Below are 11,330 nucleotides of genomic sequence, written 5' to 3'. Positions count from 1 at the left end.
GCTCCCTCCGCGCTGGGCCGCAACTATCCGGGCGGCCTGCCGGCCTTCGTGGCGGCCATGAACGCCAAGGCCCGCTCGCTGGGCATGACCGATACGCGCTATGTCGATTCGACCGGCCTGTCCAGCCAGAACGTGGCCAGCGCCCGCGACCTGGCCAAGCTGGTGGTGGCGGCCTACAACTATCCGATCATCCGCCAGTACTCCACCGATCCCAAGTACATGGTCGAGCCCAGCGGCCACGCCATGCAGTACAACAGTTCCAATCGCCTGACCTCCAACAAGGAGTGGGATATCGGCCTGCAGAAGACCGGTTTCATCAACGAAGCCGGCCACTGCCTGGTGATGTATACCCGCATCGAAGGCCGTCCCATCGTCATGGTGTTCCTCGACTCCAAGGGCCGCCTGTCGCACGTGGGCGATGCCGCGCGCATGCGCAAGTGGCTGGTGGACGATCAGCCCAACCTGACTCGCGTGAAGATGGTGCGGGCGGACGAGGGTTGATTCTTTCTTCATCTGTTTCACCGGCTGCAAATGAAAAGCGAACCTGAAGGTTCGCTTTTTTAATGCCCGTCGCTTGCCATGCAAGCTTTGCCATTACGCCTGAGTGTCCGAAACGCTTGTATTAATTCAATATTTCAACAATAATTGAAATGTTGAATTAACAGGAGAAGCGTATGGAAACCGGCCCCGTCATAGCGGCCCTGGCTGCCCTGGCCCAGGAATCGCGACTGGCCATCTTCCGTCATCTGGTGCAAGTCGGGCCCGCGGGCAGCGCCGCCAGCAAGATCGGCGAAGCCTTGGCCATCGCACCGTCCTCGCTTTCCTTCCATATGAAGGAACTGTCGCACGCCGGACTGGTGACTTCCCGCCAGGAGGGGCGCTTCGTCATCTACGCGGCCGATTATTCCCGCATGAATGAAGTCTTGCGCTTCCTGACCGACAACTGCTGCGGCGGCAATCCCTGTACGCCCGTTGCCACCTGCTGCGAACCCTCCAGCGGCATCGCTGGAGAGGCGGCCAAACCGTGTTGAGCCAGGAGAGAACGTGCTGACCGCTTTATTCATCTTCCTGTTGACCCTGACGCTGGTGATCTGGCAGCCCAAGGGACTGGGCATCGGCTGGAGCGCATGTGGCGGTGCCGCCCTGGCGCTGGCCTGCGGCGTGATCCACCTCGCTGACATCCCGGTGGTCTGGCATATCGTCTGGAACGCCACCGGCACCTTTGTTGCCATCATCATCATCAGCCTGTTGTTGGACAAGGCCGGCTTTTTCGAATGGGCCGCCTTGCACGTGGCCCGCTGGGGCGGCGGACGTGGCCGCATGCTGTTCGTGCTGCTGATCCTGCTGGGGGCGGCGGTCTCGGCCTTGTTCGCCAACGACGGCGCCGCGCTGATCCTTACGCCCATCGTCATCTCGATGCTGCTGGCACTGCGCTTCTCGCCGGCGGCGACACTGGCCTTCGTCATGGCGGCGGGATTCATCGCCGATACCGCCAGCTTGCCGCTGGTGGTATCGAACCTGGTCAATATCGTTTCGGCGGATTTCTTCAACATCGGCTTTGCGCAATACGCTTCGGTCATGGTGCCGGTCAACCTGGTCTCGGTGGCGGCAACTCTTCTGGTGCTGCTGATCCATTTCCGCCGCGACCTGCCAGAGCGCTACGACCTGGCCCAGCTGCGCTCGCCCGCCTCCGCGATCCGCGATCGCGCCACGTTCATTGCCGGCGGCTGGGTGCTGGCGCTGCTGCTGGCCGGCTTCTTCTGGCTGGGAGGAAAAGGCTTGCCGATCAGTGTGGTGGCGGCTGTCGGGGCATTGATCCTGTTGCTCGTGGCCGGCAGAGGGCGCGTCATTTCCACCCGTGCGGTCATCAAGGGGGCACCGTGGCAGGTGGTGTTCTTCTCGTTGGGCATGTATCTGGTGGTCTATGGCCTGCGCAATGCCGGGCTCACCAACGCCCTCACCGGTGTACTGAATGAATTCGCCACGCACGGCGTCTGGGGTGCCGCCCTCGGCACGGGTGTGCTGACGGCCTTGCTGTCGTCGATCATGAACAACATGCCTACGGTGCTGGTCGGTGCGTTATCCATCGACGCCACGTCGGCGCAAGGTGTGGTCAAGGAAGCGATGGTCTACGCCAACATCATCGGCTGCGACCTCGGTCCCAAGATCACGCCCATCGGCAGCCTGGCGACCTTGCTCTGGCTGCATGTGCTGGACAGCAAGAACATTCATATCTCCTGGGGTGCCTACTTCCGCACGGGCGCCTTGCTGACGCTGCCGGTGCTGCTGGTCACCTTGTCGGCACTGGCGCTCAGGCTGGGTGCCGGGGCCTGATCATCCCGGGATGCAATCCACTTCAACACAGAGATTCACCATGACCACCATCTACCACAATCCCGCCTGCGGAACCTCCCGCAATACCCTGGCCATGATCCGCAACAGCGGCGAAGAACCGACCATCATCGAGTACCTGCAGCACCCGCCCAACCGCGAACAATTGGAGACGATGATCCGCGAGGCTGGTCTTGCGGTGCGCGAAGCCATCCGCCAGAAGGGCACACCTTATGCCGAACTGGGCCTGGACCATCCGGCCTTGACGGACGCGCAGTTGCTGGATGCGATGCTGGCCCATCCGATCCTGATCAACCGGCCCTTCGTGGTGACTTCGAAGGGGACGCGCCTGTGCCGTCCTTCCGAACTGGTGCTGGACATCCTGCCGCATCCGCAGCAAGGTCCGTTCACGAAGGAAGATGGGGAAGTGGTGGTGAATGCGGACGGCCAGCGCGTTGCTGCCCGGTGAGTCTGCAGAGGGTCGTGCTCAGCCGCGATCCTTGCGATACCCCAGCGCCGATGAAATCTGGCTGGCCGTGCTGACCAGATCATCCACCCATTCATCCTGCAGGCGGTCGGCCGGGGCCGAGATCGACAGGCCCGCCACCAGCTTGCCGCTGTCGTCGCAGATGCCGGCGGCCATGCAGCGCACACCCAGTTCCAGTTCCTCGTTGTCGCGCGCATAACCCAGCGCACGCACCATCGACAGTTCGCGCTCCAGCTTGGTCAGATCGGTAATGGAATTCTTGTTGTGGCCAGCCAGCCCGGTGCGGGTGGCATAGGCGCGCACGTTCTTGGGATCGTCCACCGACAGGAACAGCTTGCCGGTCGAGGTCAGGTGCAGCGGCGCGCGGCCGCCGATGGCGCGCACCACCTGCATGCCGGAACGTTCAGAAAAGGAACGGTCGATATAAACGATTTCATCAGCCTGCCGCACCGACAGGTTGATCGTCTGGTGCGTCTTGCGATGCAGCGCCCGCATGAAGTCCAGCGCCGCTTCCCGCACCGACAGCCGGCTCTTGACGATGTTGCCCAGTTCCAGCAGGCGCATGCCCAGGCGATAGGTGCCCGGCTCCACGCGGTCGACGAAGCGCTTGACCACCAGGTCATTGAGGATGCGGTGCGCCGTCGACGGATGCAGGTCGGTCGCCGCCGACAATTCCTTCAGGCTCACCGGGTCGGGATACTCCGCCAGCGCGTCGAGCAGGGACACCATGCGCTCGATGACCTGGATTGAAATCTGTTCTGTCTCGCCTGCAGCTTCTTTTTTCATGGCGCGGCCTGGTGCGTTGCAATATGAAGGTTATACCACAATGTGAAAAGAACAAAAAGTCCGGTCGTGCTTTTCTTGCGTGACGAGAGCTTCACATGGTCCGATGTGAGGGCCGCAAAGCCGCGTCGGGCGGGGAGGGCAGCCTGGTACGATTTCAGCACGCTCGTCCCCTCAACCAAGACTTTGGTTATATAGACCGGGATCCTTATTCCGGCGCCGTGTTCTTTCATATCTGTTTTTCGCATATCGAGAGAAGAAAGTATTCGTTCTTTTTGGTCTGCCGGCTCATTAATCTGTGTGCTCCAAAACAACAGAACATTTGGGAACGGATATGCTGAAGAAGATCATCAAATCGGTCGCCGCCGCCCTGGTGCTGGCGCAAGCCGCCTCGCTGGCGCACGCGGCCGATATTTCGCTGCTCAATGTCTCTTATGACCCGACGCGCGAACTCTACGCCGACTACAACAAGGCCTTCGCCAAGTACTGGAAGGAAAAGTCCGGCGACAACGTCACCATCAAGGCTTCTCACGGCGGCTCCGGCAAGCAGGGCCGTTCGGTGATCGACGGCATCGACGCTGACGTGGTGACCCTGGCCCTGGCCTACGACATCGACGAAATCTCGGAAAAGGCCAAGCTGCTGCCGGCCGACTGGCAAAAGCGCCTGCCGCACAACAGCTCGCCCTATACCTCCACCATCGTATTCCTGGTGCGCAAGGGCAATCCCAAGGGCATCAAGGACTGGGGTGATCTGATCAAGCCGGGTGTCTCCGTCATCACCCCCAACCCCAAGACCTCGGGCGGCGCCCGCTGGAACTACCTGGCGGCCTGGGCCTATGCCAAGCAGAAGGGCGGTAGCGATGACGCCGCCCGCGACTACATCGCCAAGCTCTTCAAGAACGTGCCGGTGCTGGATTCCGGTGCCCGTGGCGCCACCATCACCTTCGTCGAGCGCGGCATCGGTGACGTGCTGCTGGCCTGGGAAAACGAAGCCCTGATTTCGCTCAAGGAATGGGGTCCGGACAAGTTCGACATCGTCGCCCCCTCGATTTCCATCCTGACCGAGCCGCCAGTGGCCGTGGTGGACAAGGTGGCTGACCGTCGCGGTACCCGCAAGGTGGCCGAGGAATACCTGAAGTACCTGTACTCGGAACAGGGCCAGGAAATCATCGCCAAGAACTACTACCGTCCCATCGATCCCAAGATCGCCGCCAAGTACGCTTCGCAATTCCCCAAGCTGAACCTGGTGACCATCGACAAGGATTTCGGTGGCTGGCAGAAGGCGCAGAAGACGCACTTTGCTGACGGCGGCACTTTCGACCAGCTCTACGCACCCAACAAGAAGTGACCTGAACCTGCAAGAGGGACCGGCCTGGCCGGTTCCATCCACCCCTCAGCACAAGCACACGACATGACCATCCTGTTACTGGCCGGCAGCCCCTCGGCACCCTCCCGTTCCACCCGTCTGCTGCACCACGTCGGCGACAAGCTGGCCCATCTGGGCCACCGCTATGCGCGCCTGGATGTGCGCGACCTGCCGGGACAGGCCATCCTGCGCGCCGACTGGAACGATCCGGACATCAAGGCGGCCCTGGCTACCGTCGAAGAAGCCTCGGCCGTGGTGGTTGCCACGCCGGTCTACAAGGCGGCCTACAGCGGCATCCTGAAGGCTTTCCTGGACCTGCTGCCGCAGTTCGGCCTGACCAACAAGCTGGTGCTGCCCCTGGCCACCGGTGGCAGCCAGTCGCACATGCTGGCGCTGGACTATGCGCTGCGCCCGGTGCTGTCGTCGCTCAACCCCAAGCACGTGCTGCCCAGCATCTACGCCACCGAGGCGCAGGTGACCTGGAGTGAAGAAAACGGCCTGGTGCTGGATGCGCCCATCGAAGCCCGCGTCAATGAAGGCGTGGAGCAGCTCTCGGCCAGCCTGCAAGCGCTGCACAAGATCGCACCTGAAGAATTCCGCGAGATTCCGTTCTCGCAGCTGCAGTACAGCGTGTCGTACTGAACTGAAGCTGGCCGGACCTGATCCGGCAGCGCAATCCGACTTGAAAAAAGAACCGGCTGGTAGAGCGGATGGCCCTCTGCACGCCCGCATTCTGGAATCTGGAGAAAACATCGTGTCCGCCAACAAGAACAAGACCATTCATTTCCCGCGTCGCCGCACCCTGCAGCGCCTCTCGGCCATCGCCCTGGGCGCACTGGCCTTCTCCCTGGGCACAGCCCCGGTGCAGGCGCAGGAAACCAAACTGCTGCGCATCGGCTATCAGAAAGCCGCCAATACCCTGGTGCTGCTCAAAGCCCACGGCGCGCTGGAAAAGCGCCTGCAGCCGCTGGGCGTGGAAGTGAAGTGGGCCGAGTTCGCGGCCGGTCCGCAACTGCTGGAAGCGCTCAACGTGGGCTCGGTCGATTTCGGTTACGTCGGTGAAGCGCCACCGGTCTTTGCGCAAGCGGCCGGTGCCGACTTCGTCTATACCGCCTATGAAATCCCGACCCCGGAGGCCGAAGGCCTGCTGGTGCAAAAGGATTCACCCATCAAGAGCGTGGCCGAACTGAAGGGCAAGAAGATCGCCTTCAACAAGGGTTCGGACGTGCATTGGCTGGTAGTGGCCTTGCTCAAGAAAGCCGGCCTGCAGTACAGCGATATCCAGCCGGTCTACCTGGCTCCGGCTGACGCCCGTGCCGCCTTCGAGCGCGGTGCGGTCGATGCCTGGGCGATCTGGGATCCGTTTCAGGCCGCCGCTGAAAAGCAGGTCAGCGCACGTCGCCTGGCCTCGGGCGTGGGGGCGGTCAGTCACCACCAGTTTTTCCTGAGCGCGCGTCCCTTCGCGGCGAAGAATCCACAGGTCGAGAAGATCCTGCTCGAAGAGATCACCCGTGAAGGCGAGTGGGTTCGTACCCACATCGCTGAAGCCGCCGCCCAGCTGTCCCCGATCCAGGGCCTGGATGCCGACATCATCCAGACCGGCCTGAAGCGCTATGCGCACGTCTACAAGCCGGTCGATGCCCAGGTGCTGGCCGAGCAGCAGAAGATCGCCGACGCCTTCTTTGAACTCAAGCTGATCCCCAAGCAGCTCAAGGTCAGCGACGCCGTCCTCAAATAAACAACACTGACATCGACCACCTCTAGTCCAGCAGCTCAGGAGTCAAGCATGAACGTTTTCTGGTTTATCCCTACTCACGGCGACAGCCGCTATCTCGGCACCTCCGAAGGTGCGCGCCCGGTGACCCACGACTACATGAAGCAGATTGCCGTGGCGGCCGATACCCTGGGCTACGATGGCGTGCTGCTGCCCACGGGACGTTCCTGCGAAGACGCCTGGGTAGCTGCAGCCAGCCTGATCGATGCGACACAGCGCCTGAAATTCCTGGTGGCAGTGCGTCCCGGCCTGACGGCACCGACCCTGTCGGCGCGCATGGCCGCGACCTTCGACCGCCTCTCCAATGGCCGCCTGCTCATCAACGTGGTCACCGGCGGCGATCCGGTGGAGCAGGAGAGTGATGGCATCTTCGGCAGCCATGCCGAGCGCTATGAAGTGTCCGACGAATTCCTCAAGATCTGGCGCGACGTACTGGCAAAAACCCACACCGGCGAAGAAACCAACTTCGAGGGCAAGCACCTCAGCGTCAAGGGCGCCAAGGCGCTCTATCCTCCGGTGCAGGCACCGTATCCGCCGCTGTACTTCGGTGGCTCTTCGGACGAAGCCATCGACCTGGCCGCCGAGCAGGTCGACGTCTACCTGACCTGGGGCGAGCCGCCGGCCGCCGTGGCCGAAAAAATTGCCCGCGTGCGCGAACGCGCCGCCAAGGCCGGTCGCACGCTGCGCTTCGGCATCCGCCTGCACGTGATCGTGCGCGATACCAATGAAGCCGCCTGGCGCGCCGCCGACGAACTCATCAGCCGCCTGGATGACGAGACCATCGCCAAGGCCCAGGCCAACTTCGCCCGCATGGATTCGGAAGGGCAGCGCCGCATGGCCGCCCTGCACGGCGGCCGTCGCGACAAGCTGGAAGTGAGCCCCAACCTGTGGGCCGGCGTCGGCCTGGTACGCGGCGGTGCCGGTACCGCGCTGGTGGGCGATGGCCCGACCGTGGCTGCCCGTATCAAGGAGTATGCGGACCTGGGCATCGATACCTTCATCCTCTCCGGCTATCCGCACCTGGAAGAATCCTACCGGTTTGCTGAGCTGGTATTCCCGCTGCTGCCGCGCGCCCAGCGCGAAGGCCTGGCCGGCCACAATCTGACCGGTCCCTTCGGCGAGATCGTCGGCAATACCGAACTGCCCAAGCCCGCGCCGGTGCGCGTGTCGGCAAGCTGAGGCCGGCATGACCAGTGCAACCAATCCCGTGCTCGCCAGCACTGCGCCGCAAGAGCAGGCGCGTCCCAAGGCCGCTGCCAAGGCCGCACGCAAGCCGCGTGGTGCCTGGGTCGGCTGGCTGCTGCCCTTGCTACTGCTGGTGTGGTGGGAGATCGCCGCGCAGGCCGGCTGGCTGTCCAGCCGCATCCTGCCGGAACCGTTCGCGGTCCTGAAGGCGGCGTGGAACCTGTCCGCTTCCGGTGAGTTGTGGCGTCACCTGGCCGTCTCCAGCGGCCGTGCCGCTTCCGGCTTTGCGGTCGGCGCAGGGCTCGGTCTGATTCTGGGTCTGCTCTCCGGCAGCCTGCGTTCGGCCGAACTGCTGCTCGATACCACCCTGCAGATGGTGCGCAACATTCCCGCATTGGCCCTGATTCCACTGGTGATCCTGTGGTTTGGCATCGACGAGACGGCCAAGCTGTTCCTGGTCTCGGTGGGCGTGTTCTTCCCGGTCTATCTGAATACCTTCCACGGCATCCGCTCGGTGGACCAGGGTTTGATCGAGATGGCGCGCAGCTATGGCCTCTCGGGCTGGCCGCTGTACCGCGACGTGATCCTGCCGGGCGCCTTGCCCTCCATCCTGGTCGGCCTGCGCTTTGCGCTGGGCCTGGTGTGGGTGCTGCTGATCGTGGCCGAGACCATCTCGGCGCAGGCCGGCATCGGCTACATGACCATGAATGCCCGCGAATTCCTGCAGACCGACGTGGTGCTGGTGGGCATCCTGCTCTACGCCTTGCTGGGCAAGCTGGCCGATACCGCGGCGCGGGCACTGGAACGCTACTTCCTGCGCTGGCACCCCGGCTACCAATGACGAGCTCCATGAATGCATCAGGAAACCATCATGCGCAATGACACCCAGGAACACCAGCAAGTCAGCCGTGCCGCCGGCCGGGGCGTAGGCCTCAGGCTGCGCGCCTTGTCGAAGTCCTTCAGCGGACGCACGGTGCTGCACGACATCGACCTCGACATCGAACCTGGCGAATTCGTCGCCATCGTCGGCCGCAGCGGTTGCGGCAAGAGCACCTTGCTGCGCCTGGTGGCCCAGCTCGATGGCGCCAGCGGCGGCGAGGTCGTCTATGAACACGAAGGCAGCGGCGAGCCCGAGATCCGCATCATGTTCCAGGATGCGCGCCTACTGCCCTGGAAGCGGGTGCAGGCCAACGTCGCGCTGGGCTTGCCCAAGCAGGCCGCACCGCAGGCACTCCATGCCCTGCGCCAAGTCGGCCTGGACCAGCGCGCCGGCGAGTGGCCGGCGGTGCTCTCCGGCGGCCAGCGCCAGCGCGTGGCCCTGGCGCGTGCGCTGATCCACGACCCGCAATTGCTGCTGCTGGACGAACCGCTGGGCGCGCTCGATGCGCTCACCCGTATCGAGATGCAGGCCCTGATCGAATCGCTCTGGCGCGAACGCGGTTTCACCGCCTTGCTGGTGACCCACGACGTGCAGGAAGCCATCGCCCTGGCCGACCGCGTGCTGCTGATCGAGGACGGCCACGTGGCACTGGACCAGCGCATCGACCTGGCGCGCCCGCGTTCACGCGGCCAGGCCCAGTTTGCCGCGCTGGAAGAAGCCATCCTGGCGCGCGTGCTGCGGCACCCGGGCAGTGAGGCGGCTACGGAGCCATCTGAAGATTTCTTCACGCCGCGCGGCGTACATCAGGTGCAGTGGGCGGTCTGAGTTTGACCGCATGAAGGTTTGACCCGATTTTCAGTTTTTTCAGTTGTAGCCCATTTCAACCCATGCGGCGCGGCAGGTGCCGACGCCGTTTCATCAAGGAGCAGAGCATGACCATTCAAGCAATCAACGTCCGTAACCAGTTCAAGGGCAAGGTCAAGGCCATCATCGAAGGTTCGGTGGTGTCCGAAGTGGATGTGGAAACCCCGGCCGGTATCGTGACCTCGGTCATCACCACCCGCTCCGTGAAGGACCTGGGCCTGACCATCGGCAGCGAAGTGGTGGCACTGGTCAAGGCCACCGAAGTCTCGATCGCCAAGCTGTGATCGTCTGGCCGTCCTGGCCGGTGACGCCGGCCGGGCGGTGTCTTTTTTTCAGGAGCAGACCCGATGGCATATCAGGCACTGAAGGCTTATCTGGCCCGCCTCGATGCGCAGCACACCGGCGGCACCCCGTCCGCCAAGGTCTGGCTGGATGAACAGGGGCGCGCCGCAGGGCGTTTCTTCAATACTTCGCTGACCTCGGCCTTCCAGCCGGTGCGCAGCTTCGACGATGGCCACATCGTCGCCTGCGAGGCCTTCGCCCGCAGCCACTCGGCCGTCGACGACGGCCTGCATCTGTGGAAACTGCTGGACCAGGCCGCCAGCGACGACGAGTCGGTGGAACTGGACCGGCTGTGCCGCATGCTGCACGCCATCAACTATTACCGCCAGGTCGGCGAAGACGCGCCGGAACTGCACCTCTCGGTGCATGCGCGCCTGCTGGCCGCAGTCAACAACAATCACGGCGTGGCCTATCGCCGCATCCTGGCTGAGCTGGAACTGCCGCACGAACGCATCGTGCTGCAACTGCCGGTGGTCATGCCCAACCAGCGCTGGCTGCTCAACTACGTGCTGGACAATTACCGCCGCAACGGTTTCCGCCTGGGCGTCTCGGCCAACAGCCCGCTGGAAGCACTGGGCCTGCTGGACAAGGTCAAGCCGGATCTCATCAAGGTCGATGCGCGCGAACTGGCCGATCCCGACAGCGTGGCTTTGCTGCTGCTGCGGGCGGCCGAGCAGGGAGTGCGCATCTTCTTCAAGCGAGTTGAAAACAAGGAAGTGTTCGACAAACTGGCCTGGTACTGTCAGGCACTGGCCCAGTCCACTTTGGCGCAGGGCTATCTGTGGGATGTGCCGGCCGCACGCCTGCCGGACACCTTGCTTGGCCTGAAGGATGCCGCGTAAGGCATACTGCATGACTTCATCACTCGCTGCGGGGCCTGCATGAGTCTGACTTCTCCTTCCTCTTCCACCACACCGGCCCGGCTGGCGGATTTCCGCGTGCTGGTGGCACCGGGCCTCTCCGACAGCGGCCCGGAACACTGGCAATCGCGCTGGCAGCGGCTGTATCCCGGCTTCGAACGGGTGCAGCAGGATGACTGGGAAACGCCTGACCTGCCGCGCTGGTCGGCACGCCTGGGCGAAGTGCTGGCGCGTGATGGCCGCCCTACGGTGATCGTGGCGCACAGCTTCGGCTGCCTGACCACGGTGCATCGCACGGCGGCCCTGCAGGCGGCTTCCGAGGGGTCTGCGCATCCCATCGTGGCGGCCTTGCTGGTGGCGCCGGCCGATCCGGTCAAGTTCAGCCTGAGCGCAGCGGTGCGCCACAAGCTGCCGTATCCGGCATTGGTGGTCGGCAGCGACAACGATCCCTGGATGAG

Annotated in this window: 13 protein-coding genes and 1 pseudogene; 13 read left to right on the top strand and 1 reads right to left on the bottom strand. The window is 63.5% G+C overall.

The window, feature by feature from the left end; all coding sequences use genetic code 11:
- From B3873_RS01850 to arsC, 4 genes and pseudogenes are all read left to right on the top strand, one after another.
- Positions 1-501: pseudogene (locus tag B3873_RS01850) on the top strand (D-alanyl-D-alanine carboxypeptidase); the annotation flags it as partial.
- Positions 502-674: 173 nt separating this feature from the next.
- The gene (locus tag B3873_RS01845; RefSeq protein WP_286863737.1) at positions 675-1,031 is read left to right on the top strand and encodes an ArsR/SmtB family transcription factor; all 357 of its coding nucleotides are present in this window, start codon (positions 675-677) and stop codon (positions 1,029-1,031) included.
- A 13-nt stretch (positions 1,032-1,044) separates the two neighbouring features.
- Positions 1,045-2,334, top strand: coding sequence for an arsenic transporter (locus B3873_RS01840; RefSeq protein WP_286863736.1), 1,290 nt, complete (start codon positions 1,045-1,047; stop codon positions 2,332-2,334).
- Positions 2,335-2,374: 40 nt separating this feature from the next.
- The gene (arsC, locus tag B3873_RS01835) at positions 2,375-2,800 is read left to right on the top strand and encodes an arsenate reductase (glutaredoxin) (RefSeq protein WP_039790389.1); all 426 of its coding nucleotides are present in this window, start codon (positions 2,375-2,377) and stop codon (positions 2,798-2,800) included.
- Positions 2,801-2,818: 18 nt separating this feature from the next.
- Here the strand turns inward: arsC and B3873_RS01830 are convergent, their stop codons facing one another.
- Positions 2,819-3,604, bottom strand: coding sequence for an IclR family transcriptional regulator (locus B3873_RS01830; RefSeq protein ID WP_034329682.1), 786 nt, complete (start codon positions 3,602-3,604; stop codon positions 2,819-2,821).
- A 331-nt stretch (positions 3,605-3,935) separates the two neighbouring features.
- On the opposite strand from B3873_RS01830, the gene B3873_RS01825 reads away from it, so the two are divergent.
- The 9 genes from B3873_RS01825 to B3873_RS01785 form a co-directional block, all read left to right on the top strand.
- On the top strand, positions 3,936-4,949 hold the full coding sequence (locus B3873_RS01825; RefSeq protein WP_039790387.1) for a sulfate ABC transporter substrate-binding protein: 1,014 nt from the start codon (positions 3,936-3,938) through the stop codon (positions 4,947-4,949).
- 63 nt (positions 4,950-5,012) lie between these two features.
- Positions 5,013-5,609: an NADPH-dependent FMN reductase gene (ssuE, locus tag B3873_RS01820; RefSeq protein WP_034329678.1), complete on the top strand. Its 597-nt coding sequence runs from the start codon at positions 5,013-5,015 to the stop codon at positions 5,607-5,609.
- Positions 5,610-5,721: 112 nt separating this feature from the next.
- A complete protein-coding gene (locus B3873_RS01815; protein ID WP_286863735.1) occupies positions 5,722-6,705 on the top strand; it encodes a sulfonate ABC transporter substrate-binding protein in 984 nt (327 codons plus the stop codon).
- A gap of 48 nt (positions 6,706-6,753) precedes the next feature.
- The gene (ssuD, locus tag B3873_RS01810; RefSeq protein ID WP_134221935.1) at positions 6,754-7,920 is read left to right on the top strand and encodes an FMNH2-dependent alkanesulfonate monooxygenase; all 1,167 of its coding nucleotides are present in this window, start codon (positions 6,754-6,756) and stop codon (positions 7,918-7,920) included.
- A gap of 7 nt (positions 7,921-7,927) precedes the next feature.
- Positions 7,928-8,767, top strand: a complete 840-nt coding sequence (gene ssuC / locus B3873_RS01805) for an aliphatic sulfonate ABC transporter permease SsuC (RefSeq protein WP_286863734.1) — start codon at positions 7,928-7,930, stop codon at positions 8,765-8,767.
- 30 nt (positions 8,768-8,797) lie between these two features.
- Positions 8,798-9,631 (top strand): ATP-binding cassette domain-containing protein, encoded by an 834-nt coding sequence (locus B3873_RS01800; RefSeq protein ID WP_286863733.1) that lies wholly within the window; start codon positions 8,798-8,800, stop codon positions 9,629-9,631.
- 107 nt (positions 9,632-9,738) lie between these two features.
- Complete coding sequence (locus B3873_RS01795) at positions 9,739-9,954, top strand: TOBE domain-containing protein (protein ID WP_006464491.1); 216 nt, start codon at positions 9,739-9,741, stop codon at positions 9,952-9,954.
- 63 nt (positions 9,955-10,017) lie between these two features.
- On the top strand, positions 10,018-10,854 hold the full coding sequence (locus tag B3873_RS01790) for an EAL domain-containing protein (RefSeq protein WP_286863728.1): 837 nt from the start codon (positions 10,018-10,020) through the stop codon (positions 10,852-10,854).
- A 39-nt stretch (positions 10,855-10,893) separates the two neighbouring features.
- A partial coding sequence (locus B3873_RS01785; RefSeq protein WP_286863727.1) for an RBBP9/YdeN family alpha/beta hydrolase occupies positions 10,894-11,330 on the top strand: 437 nt, incomplete at its 3' end.

This window comes from Herbaspirillum sp. UBA812, assembly GCF_002296545.1.
Classification (GTDB): Bacteria; Pseudomonadota; Gammaproteobacteria; order Burkholderiales; family Burkholderiaceae_D; genus Herbaspirillum; species Herbaspirillum huttiense.
Note: the sequence above shows the minus strand (reverse complement) of the source record. Positions and strands in the feature narration are given on the sequence as shown.